At 69.6% G+C, this 23,005-nt stretch carries 21 protein-coding genes and 2 pseudogenes; 9 read left to right on the top strand and 14 right to left on the bottom strand.

Features of this window, described 5'->3' with window-relative positions; genetic code table 11:
* Positions 1-591: 591 nt before the first annotated feature.
* The 3 genes and pseudogenes from ACWF9Z_RS34510 to ACWF9Z_RS34500 all read left to right on the top strand — a co-directional run bounded on the left by ACWF9Z_RS34510 (position 592) and on the right by ACWF9Z_RS34500 (position 3,518).
* Positions 592-1,158, top strand: a complete 567-nt coding sequence (locus ACWF9Z_RS34510) for a GNAT family N-acetyltransferase (RefSeq protein ID WP_453609252.1) — start codon at positions 592-594, stop codon at positions 1,156-1,158.
* A gap of 98 nt (positions 1,159-1,256) precedes the next feature.
* A pseudogene (locus tag ACWF9Z_RS34505) lies at positions 1,257-2,321 on the top strand (IS630 family transposase); the annotation flags it as partial.
* A 381-nt stretch (positions 2,322-2,702) separates the two neighbouring features.
* A complete protein-coding gene (locus ACWF9Z_RS34500; protein ID WP_453609249.1) occupies positions 2,703-3,518 on the top strand; it encodes an alpha/beta hydrolase family protein in 816 nt (271 codons plus the stop codon).
* 183 nt (positions 3,519-3,701) lie between these two features.
* Here the strand turns inward: ACWF9Z_RS34500 and ACWF9Z_RS34495 are convergent, their stop codons facing one another.
* Positions 3,702-4,241 carry a hypothetical protein gene (locus ACWF9Z_RS34495; RefSeq protein WP_453609247.1) on the bottom strand — a complete coding sequence of 180 codons (540 nt, stop codon included), beginning with the start codon at positions 4,239-4,241 and terminating at the stop codon, positions 3,702-3,704.
* A 219-nt stretch (positions 4,242-4,460) separates the two neighbouring features.
* On the opposite strand from ACWF9Z_RS34495, the gene ACWF9Z_RS34490 reads away from it, so the two are divergent.
* On the top strand, positions 4,461-4,967 hold the full coding sequence (locus ACWF9Z_RS34490; protein ID WP_453609244.1) for an SET domain-containing protein: 507 nt from the start codon (positions 4,461-4,463) through the stop codon (positions 4,965-4,967).
* A gap of 153 nt (positions 4,968-5,120) precedes the next feature.
* Positions 5,121-6,446 carry a preATP grasp domain-containing protein gene (locus tag ACWF9Z_RS34485; RefSeq protein WP_453609242.1) on the top strand — a complete coding sequence of 442 codons (1,326 nt, stop codon included), beginning with the start codon at positions 5,121-5,123 and terminating at the stop codon, positions 6,444-6,446.
* 688 nt (positions 6,447-7,134) lie between these two features.
* Here the strand turns inward: ACWF9Z_RS34485 and ACWF9Z_RS34480 are convergent.
* The 5 genes from ACWF9Z_RS34480 to ACWF9Z_RS34460 all read right to left on the bottom strand — a co-directional run bounded on the left by ACWF9Z_RS34480 (position 7,135) and on the right by ACWF9Z_RS34460 (position 10,992).
* On the bottom strand, positions 7,135-7,896 hold the full coding sequence (locus ACWF9Z_RS34480) for a hypothetical protein (RefSeq protein WP_453609239.1): 762 nt from the start codon (positions 7,894-7,896) through the stop codon (positions 7,135-7,137).
* 747 nt (positions 7,897-8,643) lie between these two features.
* The gene (locus ACWF9Z_RS34475) at positions 8,644-8,847 is read right to left on the bottom strand and encodes a cold-shock protein (protein ID WP_453609237.1); all 204 of its coding nucleotides are present in this window, start codon (positions 8,845-8,847) and stop codon (positions 8,644-8,646) included.
* A gap of 241 nt (positions 8,848-9,088) precedes the next feature.
* A complete protein-coding gene (locus ACWF9Z_RS34470) occupies positions 9,089-9,622 on the bottom strand; it encodes an excalibur calcium-binding domain-containing protein (protein ID WP_453609278.1) in 534 nt (177 codons plus the stop codon).
* Positions 9,623-10,061: 439 nt separating this feature from the next.
* A complete protein-coding gene (locus ACWF9Z_RS34465) occupies positions 10,062-10,451 on the bottom strand; it encodes a hypothetical protein (protein ID WP_453609234.1) in 390 nt (129 codons plus the stop codon).
* A 220-nt stretch (positions 10,452-10,671) separates the two neighbouring features.
* Positions 10,672-10,992 carry a carbohydrate-binding module family 14 protein gene (locus ACWF9Z_RS34460; RefSeq protein ID WP_453609231.1) on the bottom strand — a complete coding sequence of 107 codons (321 nt, stop codon included), beginning with the start codon at positions 10,990-10,992 and terminating at the stop codon, positions 10,672-10,674.
* Between the two features lie 313 nt (positions 10,993-11,305).
* Here ACWF9Z_RS34460 and ACWF9Z_RS34455 point away from each other — a divergent pair, with 313 nt between their 5' ends.
* Complete coding sequence (locus tag ACWF9Z_RS34455) at positions 11,306-11,629, top strand: hypothetical protein (RefSeq protein ID WP_453609229.1); 324 nt, start codon at positions 11,306-11,308, stop codon at positions 11,627-11,629.
* 191 nt (positions 11,630-11,820) lie between these two features.
* On the opposite strand, the gene ACWF9Z_RS34450 is transcribed toward ACWF9Z_RS34455, so the two are convergent.
* Both ACWF9Z_RS34450 and ACWF9Z_RS34445 read right to left on the bottom strand, forming a co-directional pair.
* Entirely contained in the window at positions 11,821-12,129 is a 309-nt protein-coding gene (locus ACWF9Z_RS34450) for a hypothetical protein (protein ID WP_453609228.1), read from the bottom strand.
* A 500-nt stretch (positions 12,130-12,629) separates the two neighbouring features.
* Positions 12,630-13,010, bottom strand: coding sequence for a nuclear transport factor 2 family protein (locus ACWF9Z_RS34445; protein ID WP_453609225.1), 381 nt, complete (start codon positions 13,008-13,010; stop codon positions 12,630-12,632).
* Positions 13,011-13,481: 471 nt separating this feature from the next.
* Between ACWF9Z_RS34445 and ACWF9Z_RS34440 the strand changes: the two genes are divergently transcribed.
* Positions 13,482-13,943, top strand: a complete 462-nt coding sequence (locus ACWF9Z_RS34440) for a hypothetical protein (protein ID WP_453609223.1) — start codon at positions 13,482-13,484, stop codon at positions 13,941-13,943.
* A gap of 548 nt (positions 13,944-14,491) precedes the next feature.
* Positions 14,492-15,040: an RICIN domain-containing protein gene (locus tag ACWF9Z_RS34435; RefSeq protein WP_453609221.1), complete on the top strand. Its 549-nt coding sequence runs from the start codon at positions 14,492-14,494 to the stop codon at positions 15,038-15,040.
* Between the two features lie 301 nt (positions 15,041-15,341).
* Here ACWF9Z_RS34435 and ACWF9Z_RS34430 read toward each other — a convergent pair whose 3' ends face one another.
* From ACWF9Z_RS34430 to ACWF9Z_RS34415, 4 genes and pseudogenes are all read right to left on the bottom strand, one after another.
* The gene (locus ACWF9Z_RS34430) at positions 15,342-16,340 is read right to left on the bottom strand and encodes a hypothetical protein (RefSeq protein WP_453609218.1); all 999 of its coding nucleotides are present in this window, start codon (positions 16,338-16,340) and stop codon (positions 15,342-15,344) included.
* Between the two features lie 150 nt (positions 16,341-16,490).
* A pseudogene (locus ACWF9Z_RS34425) lies at positions 16,491-18,123 on the bottom strand (ISAzo13 family transposase).
* 441 nt (positions 18,124-18,564) lie between these two features.
* Positions 18,565-19,662 carry an ISAs1 family transposase gene (locus ACWF9Z_RS34420; protein ID WP_453609276.1) on the bottom strand — a complete coding sequence of 366 codons (1,098 nt, stop codon included), beginning with the start codon at positions 19,660-19,662 and terminating at the stop codon, positions 18,565-18,567.
* A 193-nt stretch (positions 19,663-19,855) separates the two neighbouring features.
* Positions 19,856-20,392, bottom strand: a complete 537-nt coding sequence (locus ACWF9Z_RS34415) for a hypothetical protein (RefSeq protein WP_453609215.1) — start codon at positions 20,390-20,392, stop codon at positions 19,856-19,858.
* A 148-nt stretch (positions 20,393-20,540) separates the two neighbouring features.
* On the opposite strand from ACWF9Z_RS34415, the gene ACWF9Z_RS34410 reads away from it, so the two are divergent.
* On the top strand, positions 20,541-21,779 hold the full coding sequence (locus ACWF9Z_RS34410; RefSeq protein WP_453609273.1) for an IS701 family transposase: 1,239 nt from the start codon (positions 20,541-20,543) through the stop codon (positions 21,777-21,779).
* 21 nt (positions 21,780-21,800) lie between these two features.
* On the opposite strand, the gene ACWF9Z_RS34405 is transcribed toward ACWF9Z_RS34410, so the two are convergent.
* Both ACWF9Z_RS34405 and ACWF9Z_RS34400 read right to left on the bottom strand, forming a co-directional pair.
* Positions 21,801-22,022 (bottom strand): hypothetical protein, encoded by a 222-nt coding sequence (locus tag ACWF9Z_RS34405; protein ID WP_453609214.1) that lies wholly within the window; start codon positions 22,020-22,022, stop codon positions 21,801-21,803.
* An 84-nt stretch (positions 22,023-22,106) separates the two neighbouring features.
* Positions 22,107-22,739 (bottom strand): HNH endonuclease family protein, encoded by a 633-nt coding sequence (locus ACWF9Z_RS34400; protein ID WP_453609212.1) that lies wholly within the window; start codon positions 22,737-22,739, stop codon positions 22,107-22,109.
* Between the last annotated feature and the right edge of the window lie 266 nt (positions 22,740-23,005).

The following is a 23,005-nucleotide window of genomic DNA, read 5'->3' as shown; positions in this document are numbered from 1 at the left end:
TGTGTATAATCTACCTCGGGTTTTGCAACCCCACCCTTCCCGCCCCCCCGGGCGGGTCCCCGGGGACGCGCAGGGCGGGCCGGCGCGCAGCGTGGACAGATGCCTTGCCCAGCGGGCGCGAGCGGGCCGCCGCACGGGAGGGAACAGTTGTGGCCGGCGAGGCGCCCTGGTGTCGCATGAAGGCCGGACGTACAAGTGCCCGCGGGACCCTGCCTGACACACCCGGGACTGGGCACGGCCTTCAGCCGGCCCCGGGGCGCTGCACTGGTTCGGGTTTGCTTCGTGGGGTGCTGCCGGGGTGCCCCGTGCCCGACTGGCTGGTGGCGGGGGGGGCGGGTGGGGCACATCCGAGAGTGGCTATCTACTGCCGTAGCAGGCAACGTTTGCCCTGTAACCGCCTGGGGCGTCAGCTCATGCTGCGTGGTGCGCTCTCCTCAGCGTCGAGCTGGTCGCCGCGCGCTTGGCCGCCGGCTCGACCCGGATCGGCCTGGTGGACGGCCGCGGCCTGGCGCCGGGACAGCTCGCTCGCCGCTCGTCACGTTGTTCTCGAAGCTCTTCGCTCGGTCAGGCGGATGCGGGAAGATTGCCTGTGTGACTCCTGCTCAGCTTGTGATGCCGACCGCCGCTCCGTCATTCAGGGACGTGCGCCTCCGAGCCTTTGAGGAGCGCGATGTGGGTATGCTCATGGACCTGTCGACCGATGCATACGTGCCAAAGACCGGCTCGCTACCTGGCAACGCCAGCCGCCAGGAGGCCCTCGCATACATCGAGCGGCAGTTCAGCCATCTCCGCACCGGGACTGGCTACTCCTTCTGCGTGACGGACAAGGACACCGACGAGGCGCTCGGGACGGCCGGTCTGTACCTCGCACCCATCGCCGCAGGCCGGGCTACAGCTGGGTACTCCGTCGCGCCCCGCTCCCGGGGTCGCAAGGTCGCGGGTCACGCGCTCATAGCGGTGACGCGGTTCGTCTGGTCCATACCGGAGCTATTTCGAATCGAGCTCTACATAGAGCCATGGAATGTGGCTTCCGTGCGCACGGCTGAACTCGCAGGATTTGAGCGTGAGGGGCTGCTTCGAAGCCATCAGGAGATCGGCGGCAACCGCGTGGACATGCTCGTGTATTCCGCCATCAGACCGACAAACTTGACCGAATGACAGAGCTGGTTCCGTAACAGGCAACGTTTGCCCTGTTGTGATGTGACGCGCCGTCCCTTTGCTGTGCCAGGGAGGCGCGTGGCCGTCACCGTGTGCGAGTGGCGATACGGGTAGAGGTCCGTGAGATCGACGATGACGAAGGCAGACGGCTGCTTCGGATCATCCGCAGGGGCACCGGGTCGGTGGTGACCTGGCGGCGGGCCCAGATGGTGCTGCTGTCCGCGCAGGGCATGCCGGTGGCTAGGATCGCCGAGGGGTCGTTCACCAGCGACGACCGCGTCCGGGATGTGATCCACAACTTCAACACGGACGGCTTCGACTCGCTGTATCCGAAGTACAAGGGCGGCCGGCCCAGGACGTTCACGCTGCCCGAGCGACGCGAGATCAAGAAGATCGCCAAGTCCAAGCCGACCGAGCACGACCTGCCCTTCTCGACCTGGAGCCTGTCCAAGCTGGCCGACTTCCTGGTTGCCGAGGGGGTGGTCGACGACATCAGCCACGAGGGCCCACGCATCCTGCTCCGTGAGGAGGACGTCTCTTTTCAACGTCTGAAGACCTGGAAAACCTCCCGCGATCCGGACTACGCGGCCAAGAAGGCCCGCGTCGAGCACCTCTACCAGATCGCCGACGGTGAGGTCATACCCGAGGACGGCGAGCCCGAAGTCGTCTTCTGCATGGCCGAGTTCGGGCCACTCAACCTGATGCCCCACCCGGGCCGGCAGTGGGCCGAGCGCGGCGGCAAGCAGAAGGACCCCGACCGTGAGCCACGCCGACGGCGGCGGGCGCCCTACAACCGCTACGGCGGCGTGCGGCACCTGTTCGCCGCCCTGGACCTGGCCAAGGACAAGCTCTACGGCCACATCAAGCCGGTCAAGCGGCGCACCCAGTTCCTGGAGTTCTGCCGCTACCTGCGCACGCTCTACCCGCGAGAGGTGCGGATCGCGATCGTCTGCGACAACATTTCCCCGCACCTGACCACGAAGAGGTGCCAGCGGGTCGGTACCTGGGCGGCGGCGAACAACGTCGAGATCGCCTACACGCCGACGAACTCCTCGTAGCTCAACCGTATCGAGGCCCAGTTCACGGCCCTGCGCTACTTCACCCTCGACGGCACCGACCACGCCGACCACGCCGACCACAAGGAACAGGGCAGCCGAGCCCGCCCCGGACGCAGCGGGGATTCCCCCTCAGCAGCCCCGATGGATGACCCTGGAACGCAAAGAGGCCAGCCGGCGCACGGACCAGGTCAGCCGCAGAGGCCGGAGCCGGGACCTGTGCGGTGCCACTCGTGGGCAGCTCTTGGCCGTCGAGCGTGAGGTCGCGGGTGTCCTCGGAGTTGAGGCCGGGTCGTGTGATCAAGCCTGACGAGGGAGTTTTCCCGCCAATGCGTCTGTCCCGCCCATGAAGTGCACGCAACGTCACCGCCTGGGTGGGGGGCGGTTGGGACAGTGAGCGGACGCATCGGGTTCCTGGTCTGGAAGGGGCTCGGGCTGGGGGCGGGGTCCCTGGCTGGCAGGTGCCGTGCGGGACAGGGGAGGGCCTACATGGCCGTTGACGAACCCGCCGCGAAGCCGGACGGCGAAGGCGAGGACAGCCGGCTCCACACCGCACAGCCGGAGGCCCGCCCGCGTGCGCAGGCCGCGCGCAAGGAGCTGGAGGCGCTGCAGCACACCGTGACCGTGGGCGACGAGAAAATCGCCTGCGGAGTTCTCCAGCCGCACGGCGCGCAGCCGGGCCGCAGCGCGGTGGTCCTGCACGGCGCGGGCACCGCGGACCAATCGGTGCACCGGCAGTTGGCGCACCTGCTGGCCGAACGAGGGTGTCGTGTACTCAGTCCCGACTTCTCGGGCCACGGTGCCAGTACCGGCCAGCTGCGCAAGCTGAGTCTCGAGCGCCGATTCCAGCAAGCCCGGTCGGTCATCGACGAACTCGTACCGGATACCGACCGCCTGGTGCTGGTCGGTGCGAGCATGAGCGGGCAGACCGTCGGTGACCTCCTTGGCCACTACGGCAACCGCATCACGGCCGTCGCTCTGCTGGCCCCGGCCGTCTACGCGCGCCGGGCCTGGGACCTCCCCTTCGACGCGGGCTTCACCGAGGTGATCCGCACCCCCGGGGCGTGGCGCGACTCGGCAGCACTGGACGCCTATACAGACTTCCGCGGGCGAGCCGTCCTGGTGGTACCCGCCGAGGACCACGTCATACCCCCCGAAGTGAACCGGGCCCTGGTCCAGGCACTCTCCAGCCGCGCCGACTTCACCCACCTGGTGTTCCCCGACGCCACCCACCACCTCGGGCGCTACTTCCGGGCCCACCCCGACGCCTGCACCCGGCTCGCCGACGCACTCACTGCCGTGTAGCCGCACGCCACGCCCGCGCACCCAGCAACTGATATTCATGGTCGGGTCCCGTACCAGCTCGGCGATATTCGTCGAAGCCGCCCAAGCGAGGAGCCAGTTGCATCCGGCGCCCGTGCCGTCTGCCGGCCTTGACCCGCTCCCCCGCGTGGCCGGGGCACTCCTCGTCGTCCTTGCCGGCGGGCCTTAGGGATCCGTTGCCAGAACGGCATGGTTGCCCCGCGGCGGTGCGGGGAGCCCGTATTCCTTGCGGAGCGCCGCGACCATGTGATTGCTCACGCTGAAGCGGCGGGCGGTCTCTGCCTGGGAGGAGTGTCGTGCGAGCTGCGCCAACGCCACTCTGGGCAGGCGGCGTTTGAGTTCCTCACGCTTCGTTCCGGCGAGCCGTGCCTGGTAGAGGTTCTGCGCGAGAGGCACTCGCTCAAGGATGTGGTGGATCGCGTGGGAGGAGGTGCCGAGCTGGCCGGCGGTCTGGGCGGCGGTCAGGACCTGTTTCCGCATCAGCTCATGAATCTCCTGGGCCTGTACTGCTGCCGGGTCGAAGCCGGGCAGGGTCAAGCCGCCGAGCCCGAATTCGCCGATCTGCTGGGCAGCATCGAGGCCCGACTGGACGTCCTCGGTGCCCGTGGTGGCGCCCGGGTCGGTGGTCGCGGGTGCTGCGCCCTCGCCAGACAGGGCTGTCCCTCTCCCGGCCGGCTGGCTGCCGACCCGCGTGGATCTTCCCATCACGCAACGTCAGTGCCATCACCCTTGTCAGATCGGATGTGCCCGCCGGCCCCGCAAGCCGCCCGCCGTGCTCGGTGCCGGGCTGCCCCCGAGCGGTGACGGTGTCAGCCGTGGAGGGTGTAGCACAGACGATCATTCCGTGGCCGGGTTCCGCGGAAGATCGGATCAGCGGCTGCGGCCTGAGACAGGATGAGGAATACCTGTCAAGAAGGGTTTTCCATGCATCAGGAGACAGCAGACACCTCCGCCGGGGTCGCCGTGCGGCCCGCCCCCGGCAGGGGGCTGGGCGTGTTCGCACTGCGTGACTATGCACCCGGCGACACGGTCTTGATCGGCCGGCCCACCGAACGCCTGGACCGGCGCACGGACCACTCCTTCCAGACCGGCTGGGATACCCACGTCGAACTCGACGCCCCGGCCCGGCTGGTCAACCACTCCTGCTCCCCGAATACCGGACTGCGCGACAACGCCGCGGGCGGCTACGACTTCATCGCCCTGCACCCGATCGAGGCCGGTTCCGAGATCGCCTGGGACTACGCCTCCACCGAGTGGGAGAGCATCGCCGTCCCGCGCTGCGCCTGCGGCAGCGCGCACTGCCGCGGCGCCTCCCGCGGCTTCCGGCACCTGACCGAGGACCAGGTGGCCGCGGTGCGAGGCTTCGTCGCCGACTATCTGCGCACCGCTCCTGACCGCGCCGCCACCGCCGAGACCGCGACGGCGGACTGAACCTGCCCCTGCCCGAGCCCGCGCCGTCCGTGGGCGTGCCCAGGAGGGCCGCCCTTCCGCCCGCACCGCGCAGGACCCCTGGGGGACGGCGGTTGGGTCCCTGGCAGGCAGGACAGGATGGACCCGTCAGCACCGTGGACAAGGGGGAGCGCCGTGCGCAGCCTGTGGGTCGGCAACTGCAATAGCGAGTACATGGTGGACCGTCTCGACGAGCTCGACCCGCGCGAGCTGGAGGGCACGCCGGTCGTCGCGACGCGGATGGTGTGGCTGCTGCGCGAGGGTGACGCCCTGGTCATGCCGCAGGCGGCCGACCCCGCGTACGTGGCCTATGTGGGCGACCTGATGGGCTTCGACGCGGACCGGGTGGACCTGCTCGCCCCCCAGGACAATTCGGCGCGCATGCTCAGCCAGGAGGCACTGCACCACCCCGGCCCGCTGGACCGGCTGAAGAAGCTGGTGGCCGTGCCCGAGCAGTGGCAGCTTCGGGCCTATCTCGCGGACCGCGGCACCGCCGCCCTGGCCCGGGCCCTCGAACTGCCGCACGGCACGGTCCGCCCGTTCGACGCCGAGGGCGGCGCGGAACTGTTCAACAGCAAGGTCGTCTTCCGCGCCATGGCCGCCGCCCTGGGCGTCCCGGTCCCCGACGGGGCGCTGTGCGCCACCAGCGGCGACCTGGAACGCGCCTTGGACCGCCTGGCCGCACCCACCGGAGCGGTCATCCTGAAGACTGACCGCAGCGGCGGCGGCGCCGGCAACCTGCTCTGCCTCACCGACCCCCACCTCCCGCCAGCCGGCGCCATGCGCACCCTGCCCCTGACCGCCCCGCAGGAACGCGCCGCGATCCTCGCCCACACCGGCCTGACTCCCACTCACGCACCCCGCGGCCAGATCGTCGCCGAGTCCTACCACCCCCACTGCCGCTCCCTGTGCCTGGAAATCCACTGCCCCCCACCCCAGGCCGGCCCCCCGACCCTGCTGAGCATCGGCGAGATGCTCATGGAACCCATCTGGAACGGCTTCATCATGCCCGCCCCCCACCTCACCCCGGCCGTCCACGACACCCTGCTCGCACACGCCCTGCGCCTGGCCTCGGGCATGCGCGACTTCGGCTACCACGGGCTGGTCAACATCGACGCGATCCTCGTCCCCGACGGGCAGGTGTGGTTCAACGAGGTCAACGCCCGCCTCGGGGGCTGCACCCACCTGTACCACCTCGCCACCACCCTGCTCGGCCCGGACTGGCAGCGCGACCACGTCCTTCTCGCCCGCAACGACCTTCCGACCGCTCACATGCCCGCCCTGCTCGACGCGCTGAACCGCCATGGCCTGGCCTTCGACACCGCCACCGGCCAAGGCGTGGTGATCACCGGCGACGACACCGCCCTGTCCGGCACCGCCGAGTACGCCGTCCTCGCCCCCGACCTGGACACCGCCCGCACCCTGGAACAGCGCCTGCGTACCCTGCCCCAGACGTACTGAACCCCTCTCGGTAGGACAGCACGCCCGGCCGCGGCCCGCCAGGGTCAGTGGCGTGCAGCACACCGGCCGTGAGCACCGCAACGGCGGTGGCGGGGAGCCGGGGGCAAGAGTTGGGCGGCACTCAGGATGCCGATGCCGGGGGCGGGTTTCGGGCATTGAGCCTGCCGACGAGTCGGCCCACCGTCTCCGGTCTTGAATCGCATGCAGAACAGGCGGTGCTCAGGTTCGAGGGTGTCGCTCAACCCCGAGCGGCGGTGACCGGCATGACGGCCACGCGCTGGGGAAGCTGGCTGGGACGCGCAGGGCGAGTGGGGTTTGTGGTGACTGAGAGGTGGAAAACGCTCCACGCGCAGTCATTCCCGGGCCGGCGGCGGTCAGGTGCCCGGCGACCTAGCGGGCCTGCTCCGGACGCAGCGCGACTGGTGGGGCCCCTGCGGACACGCGGGCGGCCTGATCTACGGGACCCGCGTCGGCGCAGACCAGGCGGAGCCAGTGCGGGTCTGCGATCGTCGACAGGGTCCGGTCACAGGAGCCGACGCCCCGATCCGCGACACATTCAGGACAGCCGACGGGCCCCAGGACGGGCACCTTAAAGACCCCTCACCGGCACTCTCTCAGGTTGGTTGTGACGATGGCAGTTGCTCTTCCGTCAGAGCCACCCTGCGGTACGGCACCCGGGAAAAAGAGGTCAGGGCGTGTAGGTCGGGCCGTTCGCGCCTCGGACGCCCGCAGTGCCGGGGGTTCCGGCGCCGCCGTAGTAGGCGTGGAAGGTGTCCTCCGGCTCGTAGGTGAAGACGCCGCTGCTGTAGGGGATCCCGCGCTCGCCAGCCGCGCCCGCACCGCCGGCCAGGCCGCCGGGGCGGTCCTCCACGCTGTCGCCGCCCTTGCCTCCGACGCCGCCGGTCCCGCCCTTGCCGCCATACGCGTTGATCGTGTCGGTCCCGGCGCCCGCGATGACCGTGGAGCCCGGGTTACCGGTCCCGCCCTTGCCACCGGCCGCGCCCGCCGCGCCGCGGCCGCCGATTCCGGTGTCCGTGGTGCTGCCGTGCGCGCCCGTGGCGCCGTTGGCTCCGGTGCGGCCCGTGCCTCCGCTGATCGTGAACTTGTCGTTGCCGGCTCCGCCGTCGACGACGATCTTCCCGATCAGGCCGTCGCCCGCGTCCGCGGCTCCGGTGATGTTGATGGTGTCGTTGCCGTCACCGCCCCTGACGTCGCTGGCCGTTCCGCCGCGGATGGTCACGGTGTCATCGCCGCCGAGGAGGTCGATGGGGTGCCCGATAGGAACGCCGTTCGCGCACTCCAGGTTGTCGACGCCGGCGGTACCGGTGATCGCCTCCACCGGGCTGATGGACGTCCCGTTGAGCGTGCACGTCACCGCCGGGCCCGGCGCCGCGTGCGCGGTGCCCACACCGGCCACACAGAGCGGGAGCAACAGTGCGGCAGCCAGCACCGCGGCGGACACCGGGCGGCCGCGGACCGCGGACCGCGGGCACGTAGTCGGCTTCAGAACAGAAGGGTAGGCGGACATGAGGCTCCCGGGGCAAGACGGATACCCACCCGCGATCACGGGCGTGCGGCGCCATTACACGCACAGAGTGATCATCACCCCACGGGGCCTGGTCCCCGGCGCCACCCGTTCGGCTCCCAGCATCCACCCGATGCAACGTTTCGCCGGACACACGGATCCCGGTCCGTGGCGGAGAGTCGCGCATGCTGCCCTGCGACGGCACGGGAGCCGTCGCAGGACGGCGGTCGTCCTCGGGTCCGGGTGCCCGGTCGGGACCTACACAACGGAATCTGTGATTCACGTCCGCTGAAACGATCCGGGATCGCCAAGCGTCACCGCCTCCGGTGCTGACGTTCACTCCCGCTCGGCCAGGATCCGGTCCGCCGCCAGATGCGGACACGCATCCGAATGCCAGGTCACCGACAAACGGCCCTGCGAGACGCACACCGTGCGGGTGTCACCCTGCCGACCGGTCGCAGCACAGAACACACAAGGGACGGGGAGCGGAAAATCCTCGAGCATGACCTACCCATCCCCACCGCACACCAGGAAATCCCCTTCCCTGAACAAGATTCAACCAGGCGTTCACCGCAGCTGCGGTCGAAGCCTAGCTGCGGCAGCACACAAGGCCCGGACGCCTGCTGCGCGGGCTGTCCGGGCCTTGGAACCCTGGGGCGTGCTGGGGGTGCCTCAGGCGACAACCACAACGTTGTCGGCCTGGGGACCCTTGGGGCCCGAAGTCACCTCGAACTCGACCTTCTGGTTCTCCTCCAGCGAGCGGTAGCCCCCGGACTGGATCGCGGAGAAGTGGACGAACACGTCCGGCCCCTCGTCCTGGGAGATGAAGCCGAATCCCTTTTCGGCGTTGAACCACTTCACCGTGCCTGTTGCCATGCCGTTTCCCCTTCGAGCAAGAGTGCCGACGCCACCAGGACGCAGCAACCGCCACTGATCAGCGCACATGACGCAAGGTACGGGCCCAGGTACTGCCGCGAAATGCACAACTCAGCCACCGACGTCATCAGCGGCCAGAAAGCGACGCGCTGCCCCGGCATACAGCCGTCTCTCGACAGCACCTCAGGTCCGAGTCACCCCAGCCGGTACCGGAGCGGGGCACTGCGTCACCTCAGCCGGCTCACTCGCAGGCGATACCGTCACCATCCCGATCGAGGTGGCCTCCGAAGCCAGGGTCCCCGCGGCGGATCGGAGCTGCTCCTGCCTCCCTGACAGCGGTGCAGTTCCGGTAGTAGGCACTGCCGCCTCCCCCACTGCTCGAGCTCCCGCCGGATGACGAATCCCGCACTGCCGGAGCGCTGCCAGAGGTCCTTGCCTTACCGTCGTCTGCAGCTTGGGCTGGGGCACGGGTCCGGTCCGGGGAAGCCCGCGGGGGCGCCGGGGCGGCAGCAGCTGGTACTGCCGGCGACGGTGTCGGGGCCACCGTGGAGACGGGGGCGGACGGTGATGTCGCTGGTGTCGCCGAGGGCACGGGAGCGGGAGTGGCTGGAAGGGGGGCCGGAGCGGTCACGGTGACGGTGACTACCGGCTGGGAGACGGGGTTGGCGTTGTCCTGCGTGGTCTTCGGGCCGGACGCGGTGGCGAGCAGGACCCCGAACCAGATCGAGGCCAGGACGACGGTCACCGCTCTGCCGGCCTTGTCCCAGCGGGCCATGAACGCGAGCGCAGCACCGAGCGGCGGGACGACGAGCGTGGCGAGGACCACGGCCGGGACAGCCAGCGCGGGGTGCCAGCGGCGAGGCGGGGCCGGCGGGAGCGGGGAGACAGGGGAAGGCGGATACACAGAACTCCAGACAGGCCGAGGTGATGCGGGCGCCGCAATCGCGTTAATGCCCCGATGGACCTCCCCCGGCCGTCTTCTGAGCCTGCCGAGTATCGGTCGCCGGCTGCGAGGCCGGCGCCGCCGTCGCGCATATGGTGTCGGTGGACTGGGCACCGCAGGGACACACCAGCCCAACGCCACCACGCCGAAACAGTTACCGGCCCCACCCGACCAGCTCCAGGAAATCGCTGACCTGGCAATCGAATGTGCGCGGTGGAGGTGCCCCGCCACAGGCCGGTGCGGAGCACGGACAGGCCCTCAGCAGGTGGGTCTACTTGGTCCAGCTGATGGGCTTGCAGTCGGGGGTGGCGCAGCCGAGATTGTTCTGGTCCACGGGAACCCCCCGGCTCGCGATCCGCTTCGGGGCAGGGCGTGCCTCGTACTCTCCCAGAATGTTCCCGGCCCCGTCCACGACGGTGATCACGGAGGGGGCGATCGTGCCGCCGGTGAGGACGAGCGTGGGCACCAACCCCTTGTAGCGGACGCTGAACATGCCCACGTCTTCCGCTTTCACGTCGGCCGGCTCGACCACGGTCAGGGTGCTGCCGGTCTCCGGGTGGATCTCAGTGACGGGGATCGAGCCCGGGGCGGGCGCTGTGGGGCCGTCACCGGAGCTGGGGATCGCGCCGAGGTCGATGACTTCAGGCGGGGCGTCGGACATGGTCTCTCCTCACGGGACGGCACCTTGCCTTCCTGCTCGGAGCGTTCCAGCGAAGATCACCGCCAGGCAGCAACTCCTTAGGGAACGGCTCGAACCCGACGATGGCGCGAACACTCTGCAGGTGTCGGGCCCGGCGCCCGGAGAACGTGCTATCCGGCCTTCCGGCCGCAGGGCGGACGCTGGCGGGCACGGACCGTGCCGGCCAGCGCCCCCCGTCGCGTCAGCTCCGGTCAGTGTCCCTGTTCCGGTTGGCGGCCGGATTGCCGGCGTCCACGGGCCAGTCGCAGACCGCCAGCTTCGGGTTGAAGTGAAGGCCGCTCTCGCACTGGAATAGGTACGCCTCGCCCCACGAGCACTGGTAGTAGATGGCCGGGTCATCCGGGTCCGCGATGAGGGCGCCGTGGGGGTAGCCGTCACAGGGCGATCCGTCAGCAAGACCAGCGCTGGTGGTGGGGGTCTGCGCCGACGCGGCATACGCGGGAAGACACAGCGCGCCGAAGGCCAGGACGGCGGAGGCCGCCACCCGGGAAAGTTTGATCATTTTTTGAATCCTTGCTCGTAGCGACGGAACACGCCCAGCACCCTTCGCCCTCGCCACACGGCGACCGGCGCCGGACCAGTCACCTCCCCAACTCCCCCAAGCCCCTCCTGGTGACGCCCCCGCCCCGCAGAAGACAGACCCTGTGCACCGGGGGCCCAGCGGGCGGGGCCGGCCGGTGCTGCATGCCCGCACATTGATCTTTGCGCCAACGTCGATTCCCGGCCGATCCCCATGGAGTCGTGGATCAGCAACACGGCGCCCTGACAGGCTCCCATCAGGGCAGCAAAGTGCTGGCCAGGAGGAGAACCGAGCCATGGCAGACGAGCAAGAGACGATCGAAGCAACCGACCTGGGCGCCATCGCGTCGGGCGAGAGCCAGTCCGGGGGAATCCAGCAGATCCCGGCGCAGATCATCCTGAGCGAGGTGCCCGCCTCTTCCGATACCCGGGACATTCTCCTGAAGGCCATCGGGGCCGAGGCCCAGTACATCGCGGACAAGTTCCCCGGCCAGGCAGCCGCAGCCCTGGAACAGCTCGCCCACGCCTACGCTCTCGTCACCACCACCGCCGCGGTGGCCGCCACGCCGGTGAGTATCGGGAAGAGGGACCTGGGCAGGCAGGGCTACGACGCCTATTAGCAGGCCGCAGCGGCGGGTACGGGATGGGGTGCTCCACAGCCCTCACCCTCCCGTACCCGGCACACCGCCTCTCCCCGGCCAGCTATCGGCCCGACCGCGCCTGGCCGGGGCAGGCGGCCGATTGCCAATGACTGGCCGGCGCCGCCCCGGCGGGCGGGGCGGGGGCGGCGGGCCTGGGTTCTGCCGGGGCGTCAGCTGGAGGTTGTCCAATCATGGAAGCTGGATACCCGGGCGCCCACCGTGGCGCCGTCAGCCGTGATGTCGCTGAGGGCGGCGGCGCCGGTCACCAGGGCGTAGGCGCGGGCGAGTTCCGCCAGTGCCGTGGAAGCCTGCCCCGTGGACTTCTCCGCGACCGTTTGGGCTTCGGTGCCGATGGCCGCCAGCAGCTTGTCACGGGCGTCCGATACGGCCGGCACCTCGCTCACGCTGATCCTGGCCGGGATCTGCTGGATTCCCTCACCGGCGGAGATGTTGGCGTTCTCTGCTTCGCTGTTGGACACAAGCACCCCTTTTGAACTGGCCGTATGCGCTCCGACGGGCCGGACGTCGCAAGCCAAGACAAGCGGAACTGGCCAGGACAGCGAAAGAGCCGGATCCGGCCGCCAGGCCGAGACCCGATCAAGGCTCGCGGGCACCCGGCCCCTGTTCCCCCGGAGCAGGAAGCGGGTGACCCACTGGCTGGGCGCTGCTGCCTGGCCAGGGAGCTGCGCCCGGTCACGGGCCTCTTGGGTAGCGCGGCTGGTTGTGCTGGTCCAGTGGTTCGGGATGTGGCCCGCTGTGCCAGGCTGGGCCGTGCTGATCACATTCCTGAACGGCCTGCTGCTGGAGCACGGTGCGAGGCCGCTGCGCGTCAGCGGCCTTCTGGGCGCCTGCCCGGGCCCGGGACGTAGCCATCCTCACCGCGACCGTCGGCATGGTAAGCCCGGACGGCGGAGCCCACATGGAGGTGCGGCCATGGGTGGGCGGGCGAGCATGTGCGGTGCGGCGTGCCGGACGAGGGTCAGAACATGGTGTTGTCGTTCCTGGAGATGGGTGGGATCACCTGGAGGACGTCCCAGTGTTCGACGATCTTGCCATCGGCGTCGAAGCGGAAGATGTCGATGCCGGCGTACTCCTCGTCGGGCCAGGTTTGGTGGCAGTGCAGGATCACGTGGTCGCCGTCGGCGAAGGCGCGCTTGACCTCTACCCTCTTGCCGGGGTACTCGGCGGCCATGCGCTCGAAGTACTCGATGAACGGCTGCTTGCCGTCGCCGACGTGTGGATTGTGCTGGATGTAGGTGTCACCGGCGTACTGGTCGATGGCCTCGGCGGGGCGGCACTGGTTGAACATCAGATCGTAGAAGGCCTGCGCCGTGGCCTTGTTCTTCTCCGGGTCGCTCATGCTGCCACCGTAGGGTCGGGCGCCAAATACAGCACGGCGAGTACGTCGAGCAGGTGGCCGGCCCAGACGCGGACAGCAGCCTCCGCCGTGGGACGACACCCGTGCCCGAGTCCCGCTCTGCGGCAGACCGGCTTCGGCCACGTGCGCCGGCAGATGTGACTCCCGCTGCCGCCGGTCGTTGAACGGCTGTCAATACGGCACCCTCAAGTCCCAGGTCAGGCGTGTGTGGCTCTGGGGGCTTCGCGCTGCCCCGGCCCACCCGAAGGAGTCCCTCCCGATGACATCCTCCCCCGGCGCAAAGCGTCCGCCGCGGTCCTCCCGCGCGTCCTTACCGTTCTGGCCCTGGCCGCCACGGGCCTGGGCCTGACCGGACCCGCGGCCACAGCCGCGCCGTCGGCCGACCACTGCATTCTGGTTACCGGCCACCTCGGGTACACCCCGGCCCTGGACCTCACACCCACCCCGACGACCGTGCAGCTCAACAGTGTGGGCGTCGGGTGTGTGGACGTACGGATCCCGGGCCGGTCCGGGAAACTCCTGGAAGCCTCCACCATCACGGTCACCGGGACGTTCACCGGCCTGGCCAGCACTCTGCTGTCGCAGTACTCCGGCAGCGGCACCATCCGCTACGACTTCACCGACGGCACCCACCGCACCGACCACTACACCGCTGCCTGCCCCGTCGGCGCCCTGGCCGTCAGCCCCCTGGTCGGCACCATCCAGGGCGGCCCCGAAGACGGCGCCATCCTGGAAATGACCCCCACCCCCGTGAACACCAACCCCCTCGGCCCGGTCAAAACCATCGCCTTCACCGAACTCGCCTGCAGCCGCGGCCAACTCGGAGGCGGCGGGTCCGGGTCCGGGACCGGCTCCGGCTCCGGCTCCGGCTCCGGCTCCGAGGCAGGGGAAGGCGGTCAAGCGGTCCTCGACTAGCGGCCGGACAGCCGGGCGGTCCCGCCTTACGGGCACGGGTCCCGGTTCGTGGACAGGACCCGGCCTCCTCAAGGCTCTCGGCGCCCGGCGCCTGCCCGATGGCCCGTCCGTCGAGTGCCCATCAGCGAGTTCATCCGGGCCACCCCGCCCGGGTGCGCACGGTGCGCGAGTTCGCGCACCATGCGCACCTTCCGATCGTCACTCTCCGTGTGTTCAGGAGAGGGGGGAGCGGAGGGGGCCACTCCTCGGATACGTCGACGGATCCGGGCACCGAAGTCCTGGAAGGCGAGAATCTGGTCATCACACCTGCGGCCGAGTACTTCGCTCGGAGCGCGGGTGCGCCCGGGTCGTCAACGTGGTGACCGGTCCGTCATCCCCCTGTTCGGTGGCAGCGGATGTGGTGCCGTTGGTCGGCTGGAGGCCCGCCGCTGGGGGGTGCGGGGCGTCCGGCCCAGCGCGGGCAGGTCGCCGACGGCCGCACTTGGAGGAGCTAGATCACTACGCTGCGTAGCGATCACCTTTTCTTGTTCCGTCAGATGGAGACGCCCATGCGATACCTGCGACCCGCCCGTTCTTCTGTTGTCCTCGGCGCCCTGTTCCTGGCCCAGGCGGCTTTTGCCGGTCCCGGCGCTCACGCGCAGCAGGCCCCGGCGGCCGAACCGGCTCCGGGTCTGTATACCCTCAGCCCTCTCCACAGCGGCAAGTGCCTGGGCGTTGCCGCACCGCAGATGGGCGATGGCACCGCGACCATGCAGTGGTCCTGCATCGCCGGGGCCAAGCCGCAGAAGTGGGAGCTGTTCCACATCCCCGGGGCCCCGGCAGACGTCCACTCCTTCAAGAACGTGAACAGCGGTCTGTGCCTGACGGTCCGGGACGTGCCGGCCAACGGGTCGCCCGCCGTGCAGGCCAAGTGCCAGCCCAACGCGACTCAGGGCTGGCTCCTGCGTGCGGTCCGTGACAGTTTCCAGCTGATCAACGCCGCCAGCAGCAAGGCTCTCACTGTCGCCGACAGCAGCACCGCCGACGGCGCCAAGGTCATCCAGTTGCCTGCCGGCCCCGGCAACAACCAGGTCTGGGGCCTCAAGCGCACCGTCTGACCCGGCCGCCGCTGGTCCGCCACTGAAGGCCGTCGTCGGCCTCAGTGGTCCGGGGTGGTGTCGGTGGCACCGCAGTCCCAACAGGCCCAGGCGCCGGGCAGCCCGTGGTGGGCAGTGGTCCAGAAAATTCGGTCCGCCGCTCGTCAGCGTGTGGGCGTACCGCGGGAGTCCACGGCATCGCGTGCTCGGCGCCTGGCGGGCGCCGCTGATCGAAGGGATTCCTCGTGCTCCGACGTACCGCGGTCCTGGCAGCCTGTGCTGCCCTGGCGGGCAGCGCCCTACTCACCGCCCCGGCGACAGGTCAGACGCAGGTGACCAGTCGGGTGAGCGACCCGCCGCCCGAGAACGTGCCCACGGGCCCCAAGGTCACCGACGAGGTGTGGATGGACGTCGCCGTCGGCGGGAAGCCGGCCGGACGGATCACTATCGGCCTGTTCGGCAAGACCGTCCCCGCGGCCTGCGCCCCTGCCCGTGCCTTCGCGGCCGCTCGACTGGCCTCCCGCAGACCCGCTGTCGCGTGCGTGCTCGCCGCCCGGGCTGTCTCCAGGCGTTCCTTCGCCGCTTGTACGTCGGCCTCGGCCGTCGCAACGGTGGCGGCCGCGTGGTCCGCGAGCTCCTGAGCGGCAGCCTGCGCCGTCTCCAGGCGCTCCGCCTGCGCCTGGGCTTCGGCCAACTCCGCCCGGGCCGCCTCCGTCCGCTCGCGGCGCGCCTGAGCCGCCCGCATGCCAGCGTCCGGCTCCGGGGGCTGGGCGTGGTCCGCCGTGGATCCGGCCGCCGGGGCCTGCTGTTCCCGTTGGGGCGGGGAGGTACCCGGCAGCGGTTCCAGACCGGTGAACCCGGACACGGCATCCGGGGCCTTCGCCAGCCGGCCTGCTGCCCACTGCGCGGCGACATCCGGATCAGCGAGGACCGCGTGGAGGATCTGCTCGACCTCACGCTGCAGCGGCTCGCTCACCATCTGTCCGGCCTCCGTGGCCAGGGTGCGCGCCGTGCGCGCGAGCTCGCCGATGACCACGTGCTGGTCGTGCGACAGCTTCCGCAGCTGCCCGGCGTCCAGCGTCCGGTGAGCCGTACGCAACGCCTCACCGAGCTGCACCAGGGCGTGCACCTCCTTCGGCCGGCGGCGGGCCAGCAGACCGGCCGCCCACACCGCGACCGTCGGCTTCCGCAACGCCCCGATCGCGGTAGCGAGCGGCTTGTCCCCGGCCTTGCGGGCCCTGGCCACATGCGCGTCCCGGGCCGCGGTGAACTCCGACGGTCTGAGCCCGTACAACTCCGCCGCCACCGACTCCAGGTCCATGCCCGAAGTCTCCCGCCCACTCCTCAGGCTGTCCGACACCTGGCAGGACACCGCGCGTCGGCTGGCAGCGCAGCCACCACGCAGCACGTGCGGAGCTGGCCAGGGCCCCCTGGGGCCTGCCGATCAATAACTCGTCGATCTTGGTGGGGATTACGGGAGGGTGGGGTCGTGCCCGGCGATCGCGGCGAGTTGTTGTGCCGTGGTCACGGTGAGGGCGCCGGCCGGGACCTTGTGCCCGAGCGCGGTGAGCACGGGGGTGACCTCCTGGAGGGTCGCGCCGATTCTGCTCTTGGCCAGGCTGGTCGCCTCGGCGAGAACGGCGTTCGTTATGGACCAGCGCTTCTTGATCAGGAAGACGACAAGCTGGTCGGAGACGGAGAGCCGTCTGCCGCCGGCGCCGGGGCCGCCGTCGGGGCGTTTCCCGGGCAGGAAGATCGGCGGGTGCTCGGCACGCCAGGCTCGGTAGCGGACGGCGAGATCGTCAAAGGCGGCGGGGTCGAGTCCGGTGAGGGTGGGGTGCCGCAGCCAGGCGGGGAGCTTGTCCCCGGTGGGAAAGCGCCCGAACTCGGGGCTGGGCGGGGGCGGTTCGGGAGCAAGCGGTTCGGGGCGCAACGTGTAGTTCCACGTGCCGTGCCACTCGTGCGGCGTCAGGGGCAGGCGCTCCATGACGGTGTCGGGGACGGTGACGCCCGTGGGGTAGGTGCCGGGGTCGAGCTCGGCGTGGACGGACAGCCCGCTGTGTGTCGTGGTCGCTCCGATGGTGCTGACGACGACTTCGTGGCTGGTCAGGGGCTTGCCACGCCAGTTGATGCTGATCTGTGAGAACAGCCGGTGCTCTATTTTGTTCCACTTCGATGTTCCCAGGTGGAAAGTGACAGACAGTCACATCAAGGCCCGACTCATAGGTGAAATCGGCGAGTTCCTTCTTCCAGGCACGCACACGGTAGCCGTTGGAGCCTCCGGCGTCGGCGGTGACCAGCAGGCGAGAAGCGTGCGGGTAGCGGCGGCGCCCCTCACCGTTCCACCAGCGGCGCAAAGTGGCCATCGCGAACGCAGAGGTGTCCCCGTCGGAGCCCACCGACACCCAGCCGGTATCCGCGCCGATGTCGTAGATCCCGTACGGCACCGCTTTCTGGGCACCCTTCTCAGGGAAGTCGTGCGCGCGGACCTGCACCGGCTGTCCGGCGCGATGCCACTCGCGTCCGATGACCGCGTAGTTTCCCAGCGTCTCCTTCTTCTTGGCATCCACGCTGATGACCGGCTGCCCGTCGGCGAGGTACGCCGTGACCTGGTCGTTGATGTAGCGGAACTGGGCGTCCCGGTCCGGATGCCGGGCCCCCTCGGTGGTCCTCGAGGTGCCCTGCAGGGGAAAGCCCTCCGCCTTCAACAGAGTGGCCACCGTGTCCGAAGCGACCCGGTGCCCCTGACGCGTCAGCTCGGCCGCCAGATTCCGGGTGGACTTCACCGTCCACAGCAGCAAAGATTCCGGGTCGCCGCGCTGGTCCGGCTCGACCAGCGCCAGCAACGCGGGCACCAGCCCCGGATCGGCCTCTCGCAAGGGCTTCCGACCCGCGCCCGGTGCCCGGACCCGGCCAGCGTGCTCCTCCGCGTGCTCCAGCTCCCGCTTCCCGCGCGACACCGTGGACTCGGCCACCCCGGCCGCTCCGGCCGCTCCGGCCACCATGCGGATCCCGCCGTGGCCCAGAACGCGGGCCGCGGCGCCCAGTGTCAGGCGCTGCTGACGCTCATCGAGATGCGGCAGCAACAGCCCGAACGCATCCACCAGCTCTGCCTCCGACACCCCCGCATCCTACGACCCAACAGCCCACGAAAACCGAAGAGTTATTGATCGGCAGGCCCCAGGCCCCAGCGGGGGTGATGGGCAATGCCGACCCGTTGGTCAATCCCGCGCGCCGACCGCGAAAGAGCACACCGACCCGTTCGGCCGGCAGGTGAAGGTTGCCCGCGGCACCCTTGACCGCCGGGTCCGCCACTACCGCGCGGCCGGTCTCCCCGCGCTGGTCCCGGCCCAGCAGCAGGTCACCCTGCGGGCCCCGTGGAAAGTTCAGGACCTGGCAGCCGCACTGAAGAAGGAGAGCCCCGTCCGCACCCCGGCCCAAATCCAGCGGATCCTGCGGACCACGCAGCGATGGTCGCCGACCGACCGGACACTGCAGCGGCACTTCGCTGGCGCCGGCCCAGGGCTAATTCATAGTCTGGTTGGTCATGTCCCGTTGCAGGTCAGGGGCAGTTCGAGTAGGTCGAGCGGGCGAACGAAGGGTGTGTAGGAGACCTCTCGGAGTCCGGCGGCGATGTTGCGGTGGCCGACGTCGCGGAGGATGTTGATCGCGAGGTTTCGGAGGGTGGCCATGTTCTCCGGTCCGTGTCCGGTGCGGATCTTTGAAGCGTCCTCCGCGAACGTTGTGTCCCTGACGTGGTGGACGGCCTCGATGCCCCACTGCGCTCTGGCGATACGGCCGATGAGCTGTGGTGATGCCTCGCGTGCGGTCATGTCGGTGATGGCGTGGATGGTCTGCCGGGTGACCTTGCCGGTCTTCAGATCGGTGCGGTGCCGCAGGATCTTCACCGCCTGGACGACGTGGGGGAAGTCCAGGCCGAGACCGGTGACGGTAAGCGTGCGTAGCGAGCGGGTCTCGCGTCGGCCGTGACCGGCCTCGCGGTCGTAGCGGCGGGCGGTCACCTCCTTCCCGGGGAGGGATCTGACCGCGGCGTGGAGTCTCGGCTGATTGCCCTTGACCACCAGGAGGTAGTGCGCGTTCTTGGCCTCGACCAGCCATTTCGCGTGTTCGCGCTGCGTGTGGAGAGCGTCGGCGGTTACCACGGTGCCGGTCAGGTCGAACGGGTCCAACAGGGCGGTGAACGCGGTTATTTCATTGGTTTTGTCCGGCACCCTCAGCTGGCTGACGGTGCGGCCCGCGGCCGTGACGGCGGACAGGAGGTGGGCGGCCGGAGCCACCTCGGTGCGTGAACCGCGGGCACTCTTGCCGTCCACCGCGACTGATTCAGTGCCGGCCGGGCTGTGGCCGAGGAGGTCGGCGAGGCCGCCGGGACACACCCCGGCCAGCACCCGGCGCACGGTCGACACAGAGGCCGCGCGGCGGACCCCGAGGGGGCCGCGCGGATGAAACCCCAGGCGGGAGAAGGTGTCCTGGGGCGCGTGGCGGGCCCACTGCCCGATCGCGATATAGGAGCGGGCTCCGGCCAGCACCGCGCACGCGGCGGTCAGTAACACCGAGGCGAGGCTATGACGCCGGCCCCGCCGGGCGCGTGGATCTGGCAGGGAGGCCAGCCGCGCCGCCATGCCGGGAAGTTCACGGTGTTCACGCGAAGGCGACTTGATCAGACAGACGGTGGCAGACTGACGGCACATCGGGGCTCCGGTGATCGGGCGACTTGGAGGTCCCCTTGATCATCGGAGCTTCGTTGCGTGCGGAACTGGTGGAGTGAAGGTCCGTCACATGCCTGTGACCTGCCGATTCTCCAAGCAGCCAGGACTATGAATCAGCCCTGCCCCAGCTGCCGTGTGGCCGGTTCCGGTCCTGGTCCAGCATCGTCGCGTCGAACTGGGCTTTGCTGGTCACTACTCGTAGTTCAGGCACGAGCGTGGTCGCCGTCGATCGCCACGGGACAGCCGAGGCCCATCCGACCAGGGGCATGGTCTCGTCGTAGTGCGGAGCGAACTGCGCGACGGCGATGGTGGGCATCTGGTAGTTCAGGCTGCGGACGTGTTCGAGGAACATCCCGGGCAGCGCAACGTGGTGGGCTTCCAGGTAGTGCGGGAAGTCCTGGCGCCACAACCAGGTGCCGTCGGTCACCAGGGAGGAGCATCCCGGAGAGTGCCGGTGGGTGCTGCCGGTGATGACGTCGTGTCCGGCTTCCATGACGTCGATCAGGACGTGGCCGGCGTCGAGGTAGGCCACCACGTCCGCCTCGTCCGGCTCGCCGACGGACCCGACGGCGTCGCGGATCGATCCGCTCGGCTGCCCGGAGCGGTCGTCCAGTTCGTCGTAGAAGCCCAGCAACCCCAGCACTGCGACTCCTTCTACGAGCCTTTCCGCCCTGCTGGCTCTGACAGGTGCGGCCACCGTTGATCATCGGTGTGTGAAGACAAACGATCACGCGGTGGCCGCAGGTCACAGCGTAGACGCTGCCCGCTGGCAGGAAGCGTTCGAGGGCCTGATGGACCGCATCGCAGGCCGGTTCGCACGGGTCGAACCCCGACGCCGAATACGGAATCTGGTGCTGGGACTGCTCGCGGACCTGCCGCGGAAGAACTGCTGGACCATCGCCGAATGGGCCGGGGAGGCCACTCCGGACGCCATGCAGCACCTGCTGAGCCGCGCCAAGTGGGACGCCGACGTCGTCCGTGACGACCTGCGCGACTACGTGGTCGAGCACCTGCACGACGACCAGGCAGTGCTCGTGGTCGACGAGACCGGCGACGTGAAGAAGGGCATCCACACCGTCGGCGTACAGCGCCAATACACCGGCACCGCGGGGAAAATCGAGAACTCCCAAGTCGCCGTCTACCTCGCCTACGCAGGCCGGCACGGACACGCCGCACTGGATCGAGAGCTCTACATCCCGCGCTCGTGGACCGACCTGCCCGACCGCTGCCGGGCCGCCGGACTCGACCCGGACACCACGTTCGCCACCAAACCCGAACTGGCCACCCGCATGATCACGCGATTCCTGGACTCCGGCCACCACGCACCCTGGGTAGCCGGAGACGAGGTCTACGGCGGCAACCCCACCCTGCGCGCCGCCCTGGAAGACCGCGTCACCGGATACGTGCTCGCAGTGGCCCGCACCCACGAGGTCACCACCGGGGCGGGTAAGTTCCGCGCGGACAACTTGGCCAAGAAGCTCCCCAAGCGAGCCTGGCAAAAGCTGTCCGCCGGAGCCGGAGCCAAAGGACACCGCTTCTACGACTGGGCCCACATCGACCTGCCCAGCACCGCGCCAGGCCACCGCCACCTGCTGATCCGCCGCAACCGAACCACCCGCGAACTCGCCTACTACCGCTGCTACTCACCCAAGCCGGTACCCCTGACAACCCTGGTGCGGGTCGCGGGATCCCGCTGGCGGGTCGAAGAGACGTTCCAGTCCGGAAAAGGTCTGGCCGGACTGGACGAGCACCAGCTCCGCCGCTACACGTCCTGGTCCCGCTGGGTCACCCTCGCCATGCTCGCCCACGCCTTCCTGGCCGTCGTCCGCGCCCACGAGCACCGTCTCCGCCCCGGCCCCGACGACCTGATCCCGCTGACCTGCAACGAAATCCAGCGGCTCTTCATCGCCTTGGTCGGCCGACCTGTTCACGCGGCCGACCACTGGCTCCGCTGGTCCCACTGGCGGCGTCGTCATCAAGCCCGTTCTCGGGCCAGCCACTACAGCCGTCAAGCCGCGGGCAAAGCATGATCGTTATCTACAGCTGGAGTACTAGGGATGGGGGACTTCGGCAGCGCCGCCTGCCTGGACGGCTTCGACGACGCGCTCGTGGAACGCGGCAAGGCCTTCGGGTGGGAGCGGGGCTGGGCTGCCGGTGAGGGTGTACCACTCGTCCGCGCCGGTGTACTGGATACGGACCTGGACCATGCCATCCGGGCCGGCCTCAGTCGTCAGGGAGACGTCGCCGGTGATAACACCGACCTCCTCGGCCATCGCCCCGCCGGGCGTGGGAGGTCAGCGGAACCGCCCCGTCGGACCTGCCACCGGGGCGGGCCTTGTCGTCTGGCTGGTGGGTGGTCATGAGGGGCACATCTCCAGCATTGCGGTCAGCTTGGTCTTCTCCGCCTGGGTGACGGTGAGCTGGTAGGCGCTCTTCACGTTCGTCCACGCCGTGGCGTACGTGCACCAGTAGGTCTTGGCCGGGGGCTGCCACTCGTCGGGGCCTTGGTCGCCCTTGGCCCGGTTCGTTGCCGCCGACACCGCAAGCAGCTGGGGGCGGGTGAGGTCGTTCGCAAATTCCTTGCGGCGCTCGGCCGTCCAGGAACCGGCCCCCGAACGCCAGGCATTCGCCAAAGGCACCATGTGGTCGATGTCGAGCTTCCCCGCATCGGTGACCGTGACCCCGTCGTAGACGGAAACCCAGGTACCCGAAACGGGCTTGCACTCGCTGTCGCGTTTCACGGCCTTCCCAGCCCTCTCGAGGACGACCTCGCGGGTGTCACACCCGTCACCCTGCCCGGCCCAGTGCGTGAACTTGGCCCTGCTATAACCGGTCATCGTCTGCTGGGCGGCGACCTTCAGCCCGCCGAGCTGGGTGCGGGCCACCGCCGTCGTCGACAGACCCGGAAGCGCCCGTACCGCCGGCGCACCCTGCTCTCCCGCCGGTCCCTGCCCGGGCGGGGACGGCTTCGCGTCACCGCCGACCGTCACCCCCGGATTGCAGCCCGCAAGACCACCAACCAGCAAAACGGCCGTCACCAGCCGGACACCCACCCGTATCTGATGCGACATAACCACCCCAAACTATATGGAAAGTACCTCCGTGACCTTATCCTCTCCGCTTACCCGAGCAAGGCCGTCCCGGCGATCCCCCCAGCTGGGGGGTCTGTCAAACGAGCGGTGTAACTCGGGTAGTTGAAGGTTACTGACGTGCTGCGGAGAGCCGGCCGTCGAAGGTGATGTCGAAGGCGTTCAGT

It is taken from the genome of Streptomyces sp. NPDC054961 (genome assembly GCF_053609145.1).
Note: the sequence above shows the minus strand (reverse complement) of the source record. Positions and strands in the feature narration are given on the sequence as shown.